Here is a 15,497-nt window from a genome sequence, read left to right as displayed (position 1 = left end):
CCCGGCCACGGGCCGGCGCCACCGGGTGGAGAGGGCCGCGTCGGCGTGGGGCGGTGCGACCGTCGGCGGTGCGACCCTCAGCGGTGCGACCCTCAGCGGTGCGACCGTGGGCGGTGCGACCGTCAGCGGGCCGCGATGTCCGGCACGGGCGGAGCGGTCAGCGCCGGCGGATCACGAAGGCGTCCGGCATCCGGAAGGTGAGGTTGTCCGGGCACCACGGTGGACGTACCACGGTCACCCCGTCGAGCAGCGGGGCGGCCTCGGCCACCACCACCGCCGCCTCCATCCGGGCCAGTTGCGCGCCGACGCAGCGGTGCGCGCCCGCCCCGAAGGCCAGGTGCCGGCGGGACCCGCGCTGCCCCGGCCGGAACGCGTCCGGCGTGGCCACCACCTCCGGGTCGCGTCCGGCGCGGGCCAGCCAGAGCACCACGCTGGTGCCCGCCGCCACCGCGGTCCCGCCCAGCGTGGTGTCCACCGCGGCCACCCGCCGCCAGGTCACGATCGGCGGTTCCAGTCGCAGCCCCTCCTCGACCACGTCGGCGACCGAGACGGTGCCCGCGCGCAGCCCGGCGCGGACCTCCGGCTCGCCGGTGAGCCGGTGCAGCAGCAGGGTGAGGAACTGCGAGGTGGTCTCCTGGCCGGCGACCAGCAGGAAGAACAGCGCGCCGACCACCACGTCGGGGGAGTGCCCGGCGGCCCGCAGCGACGCGGCCAGCCCACCCCCGGTGGCGGCGAAGTCTCGCAGCACGGTGTGGAACCGGCCCACTTCGGTGGCGAGGGCCTGCTGCCGGTCGGCGTCCAGCGGTGCCCAGAACAGCTCCAGCGCGGCCCGGGCGAACTCCTTGACCGTGCCGACCGGGGCGTCCGGCAGCGCCACCAGGCGGGCCAGCGCCAGCAGTGGGAGGTCGGCGGCGAGGGTGGCGTACAGGTCGACCGGCTCGCCGGCGTCCAGCGCGTCGGCCAGCCGCGCCACCCGAGCGCGGACCAGGTCGGTCAGCCAGGGTCGCAGGGCGGCCACCCGGTCCGGGTGCAGCGCCTCGGCGACGATGCCCCGGATCTGCGGGTGACCGGGCCCCGAGTTGTTGGCCAGGGTCGGTGGCAACCGGAAGCGGTGCCGGGCGAGGATCCGCAGGGCCGCCACCGGCATCGGGGTCACCGCGTCCAGGGCGTTCTCCGGCCGCCAGGTCGCCGGGTCGGCGAGGACCTGCCGGACCAGCGCGTGCCGGGTCACCACGAGATGGTCGACCCCGACGTGGTCGGCGACCGTGGCCACGTCGGGCCACCGTTCGTCGACGGACTCGTCCCAGCTCCGGAACAGCACGCGGACACGCTAACGGGCGGCTCCGGGCAGGGCCGCGTTCAGCTCCCAGACGGTGGTGCGCTTCACCCGTACGCTCTCCAGCGCCTCCGACACGGGGACCTCGTAGGCGGCCAGCTCGTGGAACCGTTCCCGGGGCAGGAAGGCCCGGCCCGGGTCGCCGACCAGCACCCGGGCGCCGCCGGAGCGGGCCGCCCGCAGCAGGAAGCGCAGCATCCGCCGCGCCATCGCCTCGCTGTAGAAGACGTCGCCCGCGAGCACGACCTCGGCGTCGCCGGCGTCGCCGTCGAGGATGTCGCCCAGCTCCGCGTCGACGCGTACCCCGTTGGCCTCGGCGTTGAGCGTGACCGCCGCGACGGCCCGCTCGTCCACCTCGACGGCGCGGACCGCGGCGGCGCCGGCGCGGGCGGCGGCGATCGCGACCAGGCCGGAGCCCGAGGCCAGGTCGAGCACCCGGCGGCCGGCGACCAGCTCCGGGTGGTCGGTGACGTACCGGGCCAGCCCCTGCCCGCCGGCCCAGGCGAAGGCCCAGAACGGGGGCGGCTGGGCGCTGCGGAACTCGCCCTCGGTCAGCTCCCAGAGCCCGATCGGCTCGTCGGCCTGGTGCAGCCGTACCTCGGGGACGAAGGCCACCGGGGTGAGCCGGGCGTGCAGCCGGACGAAGGCCGCGGAGAGGTCGGACATCCGAGGATTCTCCCCCGGCCGGCCCGCCCGGCGTGTCGCGGGTCGACCGTGACCGGTTCACCACTGTCGGTGATAACCGGCCCCGGACTTCACGATCTACGCGAACACGCCCGTCTACCGGCTTCCCCTGCCCGCTCATAGCGTGGCGGGTGGACAGGACCGACGAAAGGACGAGGCGGTGGTGACGGTGTGGCGGAACGCGCTGCGGGTCGGGGTGGTGCTGGCCTGCCTGTCGGGGACAGGGCTGGCGGCGCCCGTGCCGGCGTCGGCGGCGCCGGGCTTCGCCACCGAGCTGAGCGGCCTGCCCGAGGAGTTCACCGCGGGCGACCAGGTGCGGACGGTCTCCGCGGTGGTGTCCCGCGACAGCGGGCGCGGGTGTGTGAAGGTCCGCTGGTCGATGGTGCTCACCGTCGCCGGCGGCCTCCGGCTGGACCAGGTGAAGATGGACCGGGTCGAGGAGTCCGGCTCCTTCCCGCTGGAGATCCGCGCGGAGGGAGCCGTCGCCCGGCTCACCGACCGGCAGCTCGACCCCGGCACCCTCTGCCCGGACCGCACGGTCACCGCCCGCTACCGGGTGGCCTTCGCCGAGGACGTCACCCGGGGACGGTTGACCCTCGCCGCCGAGGCGTACGACGCCGGCCTGCGACTGCTCGCCAGCCGGACGGCGACCCGGGAGGTGGTGGGTCTCGCGACGGCGGACACCCCGACCCCGGAGCCGTCCGGGTCGACGGTGCCGGCCGAGCCGACGGTGGAGCCGACGGAGGAGGCGGCCGCCCCGACCGAGGAGGCGGTGGCCGAGGTGCCCCCGCCGGCCACGGCCAACCGGGCGGCGTCCCGCCCCGGCGGCTTCGGGCTGGTCCAGGCCGCCTTCCTGCTCGGCGGGCTGCTGCTCTTCCTCGGCGTGGGGCTGCTGCTGCGGCTGCGGCAGCTCACCCGAACGGCCGACGGGGCGCCGGAGGGCGGGCGGCCGTTCGAACGCGCACCGGGCCGCTGGACGTCGCCCCGGCGCTGATCCGGGGCCGCCGGGGCCGGGCGGCGGACCGCCCGACCCCGGCGGGGGTCACTTCGAGAACACCTGGAACTCGGCGACCCGGACCTGGTCGCGGGCCGGGCTGTTGGTCGCGCAGTCGGTGCTGGTCGCCGGGTCGTCGTCCTGCTCACCGGCGTACGCCGGCCCACCGGTGCACTGGCTGGTCAGCACCTCCAGACGCAGGTGGGTGGCGAGCGTCGTCGGCACCGGGAACGAGCGCAGGTTGATGTCCCGGGTGTACGCCCGGTACTTCCCGCCCGGGAACGCGTCGGCGGGGCTGGTGTGGATCCGTTCCCAGCGGGCCGGGTCGGCGCAGTCGGTGGTCTTCGCGTTGCAGGCGAGCACGGCGAACGAGCGCAGGGCGCTCAGCGCGTTCTGCCCGCCCGCGTCGGCGTCCCCGGTGATCGCCGGGCGGAGCATGGCGCTCACGTTGACCCGCTTGACCACCTGGGGCGCGTCGCCGGGCAGCGCCACGGTGACTCCCTTGCCGGCCACCCCGGTCAGCGACGCCCAGTTGGTGGCCTCGGTGTCGTCGCCGATCCGGTCCAGGTTGACCCCGTCGCCGGTGATGGTGGCGCCGGAGGCGGTGGAGGCCAGGTTGCGGCTCAGCCGCAGGTCGACGTACCCCTGTCGGCCCGCCTCGGCGACCACGCTGAGCCGCTGGTGGCCGAAGCCGGGCGCGACCGCCAGCAGCGGGTACGTCCCGGCGACCGCCTCGAAGGTGTCCGGCAGCGGGGTGGCCGGGTCGGTGTCGGCGATCGGGGTGGCCCGGGCCTCGTAGGCGCCGACGTAGAGCCGGATCGGCGCCTCGGCGCTGTCGCCCTTCGGGCGCAGGGTGAGGGTGGCGTTGCCGCCGGCCGGGCTGGCGAAGCTGGGCGTCGGGTCGGTGTCGGTGGCGCCGTTGGTGACGGCGTCCCGGCCCATCCCGGAGCGGGCGAACTCGGCCCAGATCAGCTCCTGGTTGGCCCCGCCGAAGCGGAGCAGGTCGGCGGTGAGCAGGTTGTCCCGCATGTCGAGCATGCTGACCTGGCTGGCGGCCTGGAGCAGGAACGAGTCGAAGACCAGCTGCGCCCAGCGCCGGTTGCCCGGGCACTGCTCCGCCGCGACCTTGCCCTGCGCGCACGCCAGCTGCCGCTGCGGGGTGCCCAGGCCGTACCGCTTGACCAGGGCGGAGCGGATCCGGAAGTTGGTGGCGCTCCAGATCTCGCCGTCGGCGTGCACGGCCGGGCCGGCGGTGTTGTAGCCGACGTCGGAGTAGTTGAGCGGGCTGCGGCTGAAGTCGTGGTTGCGGATGCCGCTGACCAGGTTGCCGGTGACGTACCCGCCGGTGACGAAGGGCGTTTCGCCGGGGGCCCGCAGGCCGTGCTCGTAGAGGTACTCCGCGGCGAGCAGGTCGCTCCACGACTCGCCCATGGCGCCACCCTGGTGGCCGCCGATGCCGCTGTCCGGGCCGGCGATCATCCGGTTGGTGATGGCGTGGGTGTACTCGTGCCCGATCACCGTCATGTCGTAGTCGCCGTCGACGCACGGCGGGTACGGTCCGCCGGCCTGCGGCTGCCACAGGTACATGTTGGTGGTCGGCGGGAGGCCGTCGCGGGGCGTGCCCTGGTTGGCGTTGTTGCGGTTGCCGCTGAGCGCGCCCTGCTGGGCCCGCCCCTGCTCGGCGTCGCCGCCGAGGCCGGCGGGGGTGAGGTTGACCGCCTGGAGGTTCCAGGTCGCCTCGGTGAAGCCCAGGTGCCAGGCCCAGTCGTGCATCCGGTTGTGCATGGCGAAGAGGTTCGCGACGGCGGCGTCGGCGTCGTTGCGCTGGGCGGAGGTGAAGACCGCCGGGTTGCAGCGGGCCTGGTGCCACTGGTCGGTGAAGGGGTACTCGTAGCGGCGTTCCGGGCTGGCCGGGGCCGGGAGCATCGGGCTGCCCGCGCCCCAGGAGACGACCGTGTTGGCGGAGTTGCCGCGGGTGGTGGCGGTCGTCGTGCCGGTGGCCGCGTCGACGTCCCAGGGCTGGCCGGTGGCCGGGTCACGGAAGGCGGCGGCGCAGCCGGGCGCGGGGTCGCCGCACCAGCGCACCCGCTCGTCGGTCCCGGGGGCGGCACCGGTGGGTGGGGTGGCCGGGTAGACCGCCCAGCTCGGGTTGTCCGAGTCGAAGTCGACCAGGTCCTCCCGGACCAGCACCTTCCCGGTGATCCCGTCGACGTAGGTGGTGAAGGCGGTCGGGTGGTCGCTCTCCGATCCGATCAGGCTCACCTCGTAGGCGGCCCGGTTGCCGTCGAGCGGGGTGGGCACCGCGACCGGCCGGACGGTGTGCCGGGCCACCTCGGCGGCGGCCAGGCCGGCGTCGGCGAGGGCGGCGGCGTACGCCTGCTCGTCGGTGAGGGTGGCCGGGGCCGGCGCCGAGGTGTCCCGGGTCAGCGAGGAGCTGACCGAGAGCACCGCGCGGTCGGCGAGCGCCACGGTGACCAGGCCGTCGTGCCCGGCGGGCAGGTCGCCGAAGCGCTGCCGCAGGGTGACCACCGCGCCGTCGCCGATCGGGCGGACGAGCACCCGGTCCATGGCGGCGACGGCCGCCTCGTCGAGGCCGAACAGGTCGCGGTTGTCGGTCAGGTAGCGCCGGGCGGCCGCTTCCGGGTCCGCCGGCAGGCCGGTGGCGAGCGGGGTACGGGTGGGGCCGAGCGCGTGCGGGGTGCCGAGCCGGTTCCACCGTACGCCGCTGTCGAGCCGGCGGGCGGTGCCGCGCTGGCGGGCGTCGGGCGCGGCCGTGCCGGCGCGGTTGTCGACGTCGGCGGCCTCGTGGTGGCCTTCGGCGAACGGGCCGGAGCGGCCCGGTGGCGTGGCCGACGCGTCGCCCGGCGCGGCGGCGGCGTTGGCGCCGCCGGGCAGCAGGGCGGCGACCACGGCGGCGGTCGCCAGTACGGGGACGAGCCGGCGTCGGCGCCGGCTCGTCGGTGCTGTCCACTCCGGTCTGGGCACGGGACCTCCTCGTGGGAGCGAGGGCCGGCGCGACGCCGGCCCGGGCAGGCGTGGTTACGCATGCGCATCTGTGGATACCAGTCCCGCCCGGGCCGCACAAGGTCACTGGTGACGGTGGGTGTCCCGGAAGTGACGGTCGGCGCTGAAGCCGCTTTACAAAATCCCATCCCTTGTAAAACGACGTGACTGGTGACACAGTCAGGAGCAGACGACGAGATCGGAGGTTGGCGATGGCCATCGGCACCGACGCGACGGTTTCTCCCGGCACCTGGCGCGACCCGCGCAAACCGCTCTGGCCGCTGGCCCTGCTCGTCCCGGTGCTGCCCTTCCTGGGCTGGCTGGGCTGGCGGAGCACCGGCGGCGCGTGGGCCTGGTGGCTCACCCCGGCGGTGGTCTTCGGGCTCATCCCGGCGATCGACCTGCTGATCGGCGACGACCGCCACAACCCGCCCGAGGAGGAGGTGCCCCGGCTCCAGGCCGACGGCTACTACCGCTGGCTCACCTACCTCTACCTGCCCGCCCAGTACGCCGCGCTGGTGCTCTGCTGCGCGGTGTGGGCCCGGGGCGACCTGTCCTGGGTCGGCGCGGCCGGGCTGGTGGCCACCGTCGGCGTGGTCAACGGCATCGCCATCAACACCGCCCACGAGCTGGGACACAAGCGGGAGACGGCGGAGCGCTGGCTCTCCAAGGTGGCCCTGGCGCCCACCGCGTACGGGCACTTCTACGTCGAGCACAACCGGGGCCACCACACCCGGGTCGCCACCCCGGAGGATCCAGCCAGCTCACGGCTCGGGGAGAGCTTCTGGGCGTTCTGGCCGCGTACCGTCTGGGGCAGCCTGCGGTCGGCGTGGCGGCTGGAGACCGGCCGGTTCCGCCTCCGCGGCCGGAGCCCGTGGACGCACCGCAACGACATCCTCAACGCCTGGGCGATGACGGTGGTCATCTTCGGCGTGCTGGTGATCGCCTTCGGTCCGGTGGTGCTGCCGTTCCTGCTGCTCCAGGCGGTGGTCGGCTTCTCCCTGCTCGAGGTGGTCAACTACCTGGAGCACTACGGGCTGGCCCGGCAGCGCAACGCCGCCGGCCGGTACGAGAAGGTCGACCCGCGGCACAGCTGGAACAGCGACCGGACCGTCACCAACGTCTTCCTCTTCCAGCTCCAGCGCCACAGCGACCACCACGCCAACCCGCTGCGCCGCTACCAGACCCTGCGCAGCTTCGACGTCTCACCACGGCTGCCGGCCGGCTACGCCACGATGGTCGTGGTCGCGCTGGTGCCGCCGCTGTGGCGGCGGGTGATGGACCACCGGGTGATCGCCCACTACGGCGGCGACCTCGACCTGGCCAACGTCCACCCGTCGGCCCTGCGCCGGCTGCGGGAGCGCCAGCGTCGTCGCCCCGCGGCCACCCAGGGGTACGCCCGCTGACGCCCCACCCCGAACACGCCGGCCGGACGCCTCCGCCCCCACGCGGCGTCCGGCCGGCGTTCGTGGGTCAGGCCGGCGGGGCCCAGTCCGGGTCGCGGCCGAACGCGGCGATCAACCGGTCCTGCGGGTCGGCGTCGGCCGGCACGTCGACCCCGGTCCGGACCAGGTCCGCCTGCTGGTAGTCGGAGATCCGCCCGGCGAACCACCGGGCGCAGACGTCGACCGCGTCGGCGTCCAGCCGCGGGTCCGCGCCGATCGCCACCGCCAGGTCCCACCCGTGTACGAGGTGCTCGGCGAGGAGTTGGTGCAGGTACTCCTCCGCCGGGGTCTCACCGGCGGAGAGGTGGACCGTGCGGTCCAGCGCGCCGGGGTGGTTCGCCGCCACCTCGGCCTGACCGGCGGCCTGCCGGGCGGCCTCCGCCGGGTCGTCGCCGAGCTGGTCGCCGTCGAACCGGTCACCGACCTCCGCGATGGTCCGGCCGGCGAGCAGCGGCACCGTCCACCGGTCCTCGGTCACCACGTGGTTGACCAGCGTGCGCACGTCCCAGTCGGCGCAGGGCGTCGGGTCCGACCACTGCGCCGGCGCGACCTGCTCCACCCGGTCGGTGAACTCGGTCAGGCTGCGTCGGTAGGCCTCCAGCAGGTCCATGCCGCCGATTGTTCCGGCTGCTCGTGCCGGCCCGCGCGGTTTTGCGCCGGGCGGGTCAGTCGAGTTGGGCGGGGTCGAGACCGAGTTCCCGGGCGGTGGCCAGGCGGATCCACTCGGCGAACTGGCGCCGTGAGATCACCCGGTCGTGCACCGCCAGCTGGACGGCCAGGCCGTCCATCACCGCGTGGATCCGCCAGGCGGCGCCCGCCGGGTCGGCGCAGTCGAAGGTGCCGTCGGCCACCCCGTCCGCGATGACCTCGGCCAGCTCCTGCCGCCAGCGCAGGTCCAGCCGGCGGGAGACCTTCTCCACCTCCGGGGTGCGCAGCGACTCCGACCAGCCGTCGATCCACATGGACCAGGAGGTCGACCGCCCGGCGGGGGTGTAGAGGCGGAGCATCCGGCGTAGCTTGGTCAGCGGCGGGGCGGAGGACCGGACCACCGTGTCGAGCCGGGCGAGGTCCTGCTCCGCCGCGTAGGCGAACGCCTGCGCGAGCAGCCGTTCCTTGGTGGCGAAGTGGTAGAAGACCAGGGCCTGGCTCACCCCCGCGGCCTGGGCCACGTCGGCCGTCCGGGTATTGGCGAGTCCGCGCTCGACGATCACGTCGCAGGCCGTGCGGAGGAGGGAATCCAGGCGGACATCCGCGGCACGTCTCGTCACGCGGTTACGGTAACCCACGGGTGTGACCACAGCGGGTGACGGAGCCGGCCGGCGGGGCCGTCCGACGGTCGGAAGCCGGACAGCTCCTTCCCGGCGCGTCGGCTATGGCGACGCGCCGGCGGGCCTCCGTCCGGACGTACGCCCCAGGAGCCCAGGTCAGGTTCCTAGGAAGCTTGAGCGGGTGTGGCGCCCGCCGCGCCGACGGCGGCCCCGATTTGGCAACCACCCGGCGGCTCGGCTAAAGTTCTCATCCGTCGACCGGTAACGCCGGATGACAAGCGGACGTAGCGCAGCTGGTAGCGCATCACCTTGCCAAGGTGAGGGTCGCGGGTTCGAATCCCGTCGTCCGCTCGGAGATGCCGCCACGCATGACGGGGGCAACCTCGGTGGGGTGGCCGAGAGGCGAGGCAACGGCCTGCAAAGCCGTGTACGCGGGTTCAAATCCCGTCCCCACCTCGGTAACAAAGAGCTAGGGCGATTGGCGCAGTGGGAGCGCGCTTCCTTGACACGGAAGAGGTCACTGGTTCAAACCCAGTATCGCCCACCAGCGGAAAGGCTCGTCACTCGACAGGGTGACGAGCCTTTCTCGTTCCGCCGTACCGGACGGCCTCAGGTCGAGGCGTTGAGCAGCGCCTCCCCGACGACACTCCGGCTGCTCAGCATGCAACGCCCCTGCCGGTGGGTGACGACCAGACCGGCGGCGCGCAGCGCCGCCAGGTGCTGCGACACCCCCGCCAGGGAGAGCCCGGTCCGCCGGGCCAGCTCCGTGGTCGACCGCGGCGCGTCGAGCTCCGCGAGGAGCCGGGCCCGGCCCTTCCCGAGCACCGCGCGCAACGCGTCCGGCGCCGTCGTCGGGCACTCCCACAGGGTCCCCAGCCCCTGCGCCGGGTACGCCAGCTGAGGCAGGTCACCGGCGGCGATGCTGAGCACCGACGGCCACACGAAGACCGAGGGGACCAGGACCAGGCCCGTCCCGTCCGGTACGTCCGGCGCGGTGCAGTGCCGCTGGCTGATCAGCAGCGCGTCGCCCTCCCAGCGGACCCGCTCGTGCAGGTCGTTGAGGAGTCCGGCCGCGCCGTCCTCGGCGAGCCGGCGGGCCCGCCGGAGCACCTCGGCGTCGAGCAGCGCGCGGATCCGGGGCCAGTCGGCGGCGAGCGCGACCCGCCAGTACGTCCCGATCTCCTCCGCCAGCACCCGCAGCCCGGCGTCCGGGTCGGCGTACAGGTCGGCCAGCGCCGGTGGGCGGGTGCCGGGGTAGAGGTCCAGGTGGGCGCGAACGGTGGCGGCCGGGGTGGCGCGCAGCGCCGTCAGCTCCTTCCCGAGGTCCGGGGTCAGGCCGGCCGCCGGTGGGGTCAGGAAGTCGGCCAGGTAGCCGGGGCCGGCCGGGACGAGGTGCCAGAGCAGGCTGCGGTCGAACAGCCCGGCCCGCGCCAGCCGGGGTCGGACCCGACGCACCCACGGCAGGTGGACCGCGTGGTCGCCGGGGTCGCGCAGCACGCGGACGCTGGCGACGACCTCCCAGAGGCAGGAGACCGCGAAGCGGATCCGGGCGACGGCGCTCGCCGACAGGCCGATCGCTACCACCGGACCCCCTTGGTTTCAGCTGGGACTGAAACACTACGGCCGGCGCCGGTCCGCTCCCAGACTGACCGGGTGACCGATCAACACCGCAGAGCAGAGCTCTTCCGTTCCCTGCACGTCCCCGGCCGGCCGCTCGTCCTCGTCAACGTGTGGGACGCGGCGAGCGCCCGGATCGTCGCGGCGGCCGGCGCCCCCGCGATCGCCACGACCAGCGCCGGGGTCGCCTGGAGCCTGGGCGCGCCCGACGGCGACCGCCTGGGCCGCGACGCGGCCGTCGACCTGGTCGGCCGGGTGGTCGCCGCGGTGCCGTCACCGGTCACCGCCGACATCGAGTCGGGGTACGGCGACACCCCCGACGAGGTGGCCCGGACGATCCGGGCGGTGATCGGGGCGGGCGCCGTCGGGGTCAACGTCGAGGACGCCCGGCACGACGGTGCCGGCCCGCTGCGCGAGGTGGACGACCAGTGCGCCCGTCTCGCCGCCGTCCGCGCGGCGGCCGACGGGACCGGGGTGCCGCTCTTCGTCAACGCCCGGGTCGACACCTTCCTCCGGGGCGCCGGCGGCGTCGAGGAGACGGTGGCCCGGGCCCGGGCGTACCTGTCGGCCGGTGCGGACGGGGTGTTCGTGCCCGGCGTGGTCGCCCCGGACGTCATCGCCGCCCTGGTGGAGGCCGTACCGGCGCCGCTCAACGTGCTCGTCGGGCCGGGCGCCCCACCGGTGGCGGAGTTGGCGGGGCTCGGTGTCGCCCGGGTCAGCCTGGGCTCCTCCGTCGCCGAGGCGGCGTACGCGGTGGCCCGCCGGGCGGCGGACGAGGCGTACGCCACCGGCACGTACGCGGCGCTCGCCGACGCGGTCGAGTACGGGGTCCTGAACGACCTGATGGCCGGCTGACCCCGTACGCGGAGGGAGCGTCGACCACCAGCGGTGGTCGACGCTCCCTCGGGTTCGTCGCGCGCGGACGATCAGCCCCGTCGGCCGGACGCGGCGGGCCGGTGCGGTCAGAGCGGCGGCGCGATGTCCCGGCGCTCCTCGACCCGCCGGTACTCCGTCGGCTCGGTCGTGGTGACCACCGCGCGGCGGCGGCCCCAGACCAGCGTGGTCATGATGAGCCCGAGCAGGCCGGCCGCCATGAGGATCCAGCCGACCACGTCGAGGTTGACGCCGCCGACGCTCGCGTCCAGCGCGAAGGTGAGGATCGCACCGACGGCGAGCAGGAAGATACTCGTTCCGATTCCCACGACAGCCTCCTTCAGGGGATGTGGTGTGCTGTCGAGGGAGGTCAGTACCCCGCCGGTGACCAGCGCAACCATGGCCCTCCATGCGCCGGGTGGATCGGTACGCGCGGATGCGGGCGGGGCGGCGGCGCGGCCGATCTTGTCGTCGGGTAGAGTTCTGTCCGTCGCCGGGGAAACCGGGCGGCACGCGGACGTAGCGCAGCTGGTAGCGCATCACCTTGCCAAGGTGAGGGTCGCGGGTTCGAATCCCGTCGTCCGCTCTCGACCACGGGCGATTGGCGCAGTGGGAGCGCGCTTCCTTGACACGGAAGAGGTCACTGGTTCAAACCCAGTATCGCCCACCAGGCGTACACGATCCGTCGTGAGAAGCCCCGGCTCATCAGAGCCGGGGCTTCCGTCATTCCCACCCCCGCCGCCCCTCGCCCCCCGGGTGCCATCGCCCTCGTGATCATGAAGTTAGCGGCGGTGTGGATCTCCATTCCTGCCGATAACTTCATGATCACCGGGGTGGGGTTGGGTTTGGGGACAGTTGTTGTCGCTCCAGCGACAACAACTGTCCACGATCCGGTCGGCGGGTGGGCAGACGGCGCTGGCCGGCACCCCGGGTTCGGGGTGCCGGCCAGCGGTCGGTTCGTGTGCGTCAGTTCCAGTGCTTGGCGACGAGGTCGGCGGCCTGCTGCTCCCACTGTGCGTAGTGGAAGGGGTAGGCCGAGACCTGCACGGTCTGGGCGGCCTCGGTCAGCGGCATGTCCTGCCACCCGTCGACCTGCTTCAGACCCTTCAGAAAGGCGAGGGTCGCGTACTCCGGGTCGGTGATCTGCTCCACCGTGCCCCAACCGCTGGAGGGACGCTGCTGGAACAGGCCCTGCGAGTCGTGGTCGTTGCGCTCACCCAGGTGACCCAGGTTCTCCAACTTCGACTCCTGCAGCGCCGTGGCGATCGCCACGACGGCGGCGCGCTCGTCCATGTCAGCCTTCTTCGTCGCCGCGATGATCGCCTTGACATTCCTGGTCTGCTCGGCGCCGAGGTCGATGCGCGACTGCTTGCCCTGCACACCGTGCGGGATCAGCTTGCTCTTGTCCACGCCCGGCTTGTCGGCCTGCACCGCGGCGGCGATGGTCGTGGCGTTCGGGGTGGTGGTGGGCTCGCCGTGGTTCAGCGGGCCGGCGGCGAGGCCACCGGCGACGGCGAGACCGGCGATACCGAGAATGCTCTTACGCATGATCGTGTTCATCAGAGAAGCTCCAATTCGGGGGTCGACGACGCGTCCCCATGGGGGTGGGGACACGGCGTGAGCACACGACAGGCGCTCAAAAGATCAGGGGGAAAGTCTTCAACCAGCGGGCCAGCAAGCCGGAGGGCTCGCGGCGCCGGACTGTGTGTAACGACTACCGGCCGGCTGTCATTCCGGAGGAGCGGAGGCTGCTCGCTCGCGGGCCGGGGGAGGTAACGACCACCGGCCGTCATTCCGCCAAGGGGCGGGGCTGCTCGTGCGATCGTCCAGGGGATGTAACGACCGGAGACCGGTGGCCATTCCACCAGCGGGCGGGCCACCCGGGCCGGCAGCAGATGCTGCTGCGGTCGTACAGGAGATGTAACGACCCCGGCCCCGCCACGATTCCAGCCTGAGGATGCCCCCGGTCACGGGACGCCCCGCGCCGAACCGGACAGACGGCACCATCACCCCGTCCCTGGCAGAACGCCCGAGCCGGAATTCCACCCCAAGCGCGGCGGAGCGCTTCTGCCGTCGGCAGATCCGCTACCGGTTGACAGGGGACACCGGGGAGGCTGGGGCCCATGAGGCTCCTGGTGCTCGGTGGTACGGGATTCGTCGGCGGTGCGGTGGTGGCCGAGGGGGTACGCCGCGGCTGGTCGGTGACGGTGTTCAACCGGGGGGTGCACGGCGTCGTCCCGCCGGGCGTACACCGGTTGCGGGGTGACCGGACGGCGCCGGACGGGTTGGCGGCCCTCGCGGGCGGCCGGTGGGATCTGGTGGTCGACACCTGGGACGGCGCGCCCCGGGCGGTCCGGGACGCGGCGCGCGCGCTGGCCGGCGCGGTGCCGCATTACGCGTACGTCTCCAGCGGGTCGGTCTACGCCCAGCCCGTGCCGGACGGCGTCGGTGAGGACGCCCCGGTGGTGGACGCCGCCCCCGACGCCGCCGGCGGCGACTACCCGCGGTGCAAGGCGGGCGGGGAGCGGGCCGCCGTGCAGGTGTTCGGCGATCGGGCGTTGCTGGTGCGGGCCGGGCTGATCCTGGGCCCGGGGGAGGACATCGGCCGGCTGCCGTGGTGGCTGCACCGGGTCGCCCGCGGCGGCGACGTGCTCGCACCGGGACCGCAGGACCTGCCGGTGCAGTACGTCGACGTGCGGGACCTGGCGGCGTGGACGTTGGACCGCGGCGTCGAGGGCGTCGGCGGGGCGTTCAACGTGATCAGCCGGACCGGGCACGCCACGATGGGCGAGCTGCTGGCGGCGGCCGTCGCGGTGACCGGGTCCGACGCCCGGCTGCGCTGGACCGACCCGGAGCCGATCCTGGCGGCCGGGGTGGTGCCCTGGAACGACCTGCCGATCTGGGTCCCGCCGGGTCACGAGTACCGCTGGATGCAGGAGCGGGGCGTCGACAAGGCGTACGCGGCGGGGCTGACCTGCCGTCCGGCGGCCGAGACCGTCGCCGGCACCTGGCGGTGGCTGCGGCAGGTCGGCGCCGTCCCGCCGCGCGCCGGGCGTCCGGCGCGGGAGCCGGTGGGGCTGGACCCGGAACGGGAGGCGGTGCTGCTCGGCGCCCTCCACCCGGCCTGACCCCCGCGCGCCCCGCGCCGCCCGTCCGGCGCAACCGGTCGGGCCGGCGGGACCGCTCAGGCCGACACCACGGGCAGGTCCAGCACGTCGTCCACGTCGCGCCGGGGGGTGACCACCCCGGGCTGGCCGTACCCGATCCGCATCACCATCTGCGGGGTGCCGTACCGGCCCAGCGACAGGCGCAGCTGCTCGCGGGCGCCCGGCACCTCGATCGGCTGGGAGAGCAGCGACACGCCCAACCCGGCGTCGGTCGCGGTCAGCAGCACCCGTTGCAGGGCCTGCCCGGCGAGGACCTGGTCGGCGGCGGTGTTGCCCGCCGCGCCGAGGACCGCGACCAGCGGCTCCGGCTCGAAGTCCCGACCGGGTGCGCGGTCGCGCCCGCCGAAGCCGCGCGACGGCAGCAGGTCCTGCGGTTCGCCGCGCGGTCCACCGGCGGCGGCCGGCACCCCGTCGGGGGCGGGCTCCCGGCGCATCCACTCCGCCCGCTCGTCCCGGTAGCGGGGGTCGCGCTCCAGCACCCGGTGGGCACTGTGGGCGATCTCGGCGAAGGCGTTGACCGCGCTGGTGCCGATCACCAGCTCCAACCAGCACTGTTCGGCGCGGGCCGCCTCGCCGAGCCGCCAGCGGACGTCCGCGGGCACCGGGTCGGGCCAGAACGGGGCCCGGTTGCTGAACCGGCGGGGGACGGCCGCGTGCAGGCTCTGCTCGGTCGGGGTGGCGCGGCGTGGCCGGTCGGGGACCAGCCGGGCCACCACGTCCGGCTCCGCCGGGTACGGCCGCAGCCGCACCGTGGCCGGGGTGCCCGCCATCGCCAGCGCAAGGCGCAGGTTGAACAGCGCCGCGCCGCAGGCGAGCCGGGCGGCCCAGCCGCTCGGGTCGGTGGCGGGCAGCCGCCGCGCCGGGTCGACCGACAGTTCGATCCCGCCGTGGCGCAGCCGGAACCGCCACGGCTGACAGTTGTGCAGGGAGGGTGCGCGGACGGCGTCCTCGACGGCGGCCCGCAGCTGCGCGACGGTGAAGCCGGTCTCCATGGTCATGCTCCTTCCGTGGCAGGTCATGCCGTCGGTGGTTCCACTCCACCGTGCGTCACCGCCAGCGGTGGCGGGCAGGGCCGGACGTCCCGTCCGCCCGGGCACCCCTGCCCGCTCC

The 15,497-nt window shown here is 74.5% G+C and carries 13 protein-coding genes and 5 tRNA genes; 9 read left to right on the top strand and 9 right to left on the bottom strand.

Translation table 11 applies throughout. The features are described from left to right. Window positions 1-157: 157 nt before the first annotated feature. Window positions 158-1,321 (bottom strand): cytochrome P450, encoded by a 1,164-nt coding sequence (locus AC5L3Z_RS18055; protein ID WP_494843469.1) that lies wholly within the window; start codon window positions 1,319-1,321, stop codon window positions 158-160. Window positions 1,322-1,330: 9 nt separating this feature from the next. Next, window positions 1,331-2,002, bottom strand: a complete 672-nt coding sequence (locus AC5L3Z_RS18050) for a class I SAM-dependent methyltransferase (RefSeq protein WP_494843467.1) — start codon at window positions 2,000-2,002, stop codon at window positions 1,331-1,333. Window positions 2,003-2,180: 178 nt separating this feature from the next. Between AC5L3Z_RS18050 and AC5L3Z_RS18045 the strand changes: the two genes are divergently transcribed. Then, a complete protein-coding gene (locus tag AC5L3Z_RS18045) occupies window positions 2,181-3,014 on the top strand; it encodes a hypothetical protein (protein WP_494843465.1) in 834 nt (277 codons plus the stop codon). A 48-nt stretch (window positions 3,015-3,062) separates the two neighbouring features. Here the strand turns inward: AC5L3Z_RS18045 and AC5L3Z_RS18040 are convergent, their stop codons facing one another. Next, window positions 3,063-5,999, bottom strand: coding sequence for a M36 family metallopeptidase (locus tag AC5L3Z_RS18040; protein WP_494843463.1), 2,937 nt, complete (start codon window positions 5,997-5,999; stop codon window positions 3,063-3,065). A 230-nt stretch (window positions 6,000-6,229) separates the two neighbouring features. Between AC5L3Z_RS18040 and AC5L3Z_RS18035 the strand changes: the two genes are divergently transcribed. After that, the gene (locus AC5L3Z_RS18035; RefSeq protein ID WP_494843461.1) at window positions 6,230-7,423 is read left to right on the top strand and encodes an alkane 1-monooxygenase; all 1,194 of its coding nucleotides are present in this window, start codon (window positions 6,230-6,232) and stop codon (window positions 7,421-7,423) included. A 67-nt stretch (window positions 7,424-7,490) separates the two neighbouring features. Here the strand turns inward: AC5L3Z_RS18035 and AC5L3Z_RS18030 are convergent, their stop codons facing one another. Next, window positions 7,491-8,072 carry a TIGR03086 family metal-binding protein gene (locus tag AC5L3Z_RS18030; RefSeq protein ID WP_494843459.1) on the bottom strand — a complete coding sequence of 194 codons (582 nt, stop codon included), beginning with the start codon at window positions 8,070-8,072 and terminating at the stop codon, window positions 7,491-7,493. A gap of 55 nt (window positions 8,073-8,127) precedes the next feature. Beyond that, the gene (locus AC5L3Z_RS18025) at window positions 8,128-8,730 is read right to left on the bottom strand and encodes a TetR/AcrR family transcriptional regulator (RefSeq protein ID WP_494843457.1); all 603 of its coding nucleotides are present in this window, start codon (window positions 8,728-8,730) and stop codon (window positions 8,128-8,130) included. 278 nt (window positions 8,731-9,008) lie between these two features. On the opposite strand from AC5L3Z_RS18025, the gene AC5L3Z_RS18020 reads away from it, so the two are divergent. The 3 genes from AC5L3Z_RS18020 to AC5L3Z_RS18010 all read left to right on the top strand — a co-directional run bounded on the left by AC5L3Z_RS18020 (window position 9,009) and on the right by AC5L3Z_RS18010 (window position 9,277). Then, window positions 9,009-9,081, top strand: a tRNA-Gly gene (locus AC5L3Z_RS18020). A gap of 34 nt (window positions 9,082-9,115) precedes the next feature. Then, window positions 9,116-9,186: transfer RNA gene (locus AC5L3Z_RS18015), tRNA-Cys, on the top strand. Between the two features lie 16 nt (window positions 9,187-9,202). Next, window positions 9,203-9,277: transfer RNA gene (locus AC5L3Z_RS18010), tRNA-Val, on the top strand. A gap of 62 nt (window positions 9,278-9,339) precedes the next feature. On the opposite strand, the gene AC5L3Z_RS18005 is transcribed toward AC5L3Z_RS18010, so the two are convergent. Next, window positions 9,340-10,314 (bottom strand): ArsR/SmtB family transcription factor, encoded by a 975-nt coding sequence (locus AC5L3Z_RS18005; protein ID WP_494843455.1) that lies wholly within the window; start codon window positions 10,312-10,314, stop codon window positions 9,340-9,342. A gap of 69 nt (window positions 10,315-10,383) precedes the next feature. Between AC5L3Z_RS18005 and AC5L3Z_RS18000 the strand changes: the two genes are divergently transcribed. Then, the gene (locus AC5L3Z_RS18000) at window positions 10,384-11,202 is read left to right on the top strand and encodes an isocitrate lyase/PEP mutase family protein (protein ID WP_494843453.1); all 819 of its coding nucleotides are present in this window, start codon (window positions 10,384-10,386) and stop codon (window positions 11,200-11,202) included. Between the two features lie 107 nt (window positions 11,203-11,309). Here AC5L3Z_RS18000 and AC5L3Z_RS17995 read toward each other — a convergent pair whose 3' ends face one another. Then, entirely contained in the window at window positions 11,310-11,549 is a 240-nt protein-coding gene (locus tag AC5L3Z_RS17995) for a DUF6458 family protein (RefSeq protein ID WP_494843451.1), read from the bottom strand. A 184-nt stretch (window positions 11,550-11,733) separates the two neighbouring features. Here AC5L3Z_RS17995 and AC5L3Z_RS17990 point away from each other — a divergent pair. Both AC5L3Z_RS17990 and AC5L3Z_RS17985 read left to right on the top strand, forming a co-directional pair. Continuing rightward, window positions 11,734-11,806: transfer RNA gene (locus AC5L3Z_RS17990), tRNA-Gly, on the top strand. A gap of 9 nt (window positions 11,807-11,815) precedes the next feature. Next, window positions 11,816-11,890: transfer RNA gene (locus tag AC5L3Z_RS17985), tRNA-Val, on the top strand. A 296-nt stretch (window positions 11,891-12,186) separates the two neighbouring features. Here the strand turns inward: AC5L3Z_RS17985 and AC5L3Z_RS17980 are convergent. Continuing rightward, window positions 12,187-12,780 (bottom strand): hypothetical protein, encoded by a 594-nt coding sequence (locus AC5L3Z_RS17980; protein ID WP_494843449.1) that lies wholly within the window; start codon window positions 12,778-12,780, stop codon window positions 12,187-12,189. Between the two features lie 563 nt (window positions 12,781-13,343). On the opposite strand from AC5L3Z_RS17980, the gene AC5L3Z_RS17975 reads away from it, so the two are divergent. After that, entirely contained in the window at window positions 13,344-14,348 is a 1,005-nt protein-coding gene (locus AC5L3Z_RS17975) for a Rossmann-fold NAD(P)-binding domain-containing protein (RefSeq protein WP_494843447.1), read from the top strand. 56 nt (window positions 14,349-14,404) lie between these two features. On the opposite strand, the gene AC5L3Z_RS17970 is transcribed toward AC5L3Z_RS17975, so the two are convergent. Further along, window positions 14,405-15,379, bottom strand: coding sequence for an Acg family FMN-binding oxidoreductase (locus AC5L3Z_RS17970; RefSeq protein ID WP_494843728.1), 975 nt, complete (start codon window positions 15,377-15,379; stop codon window positions 14,405-14,407). Window positions 15,380-15,497: the final 118 nt, after the last annotated feature.

The sequence above is a fragment of the Micromonospora sp. LZ37 genome, assembly GCF_059359015.1.
Note: the sequence above shows the minus strand (reverse complement) of the source record. Positions and strands in the feature narration are given on the sequence as shown.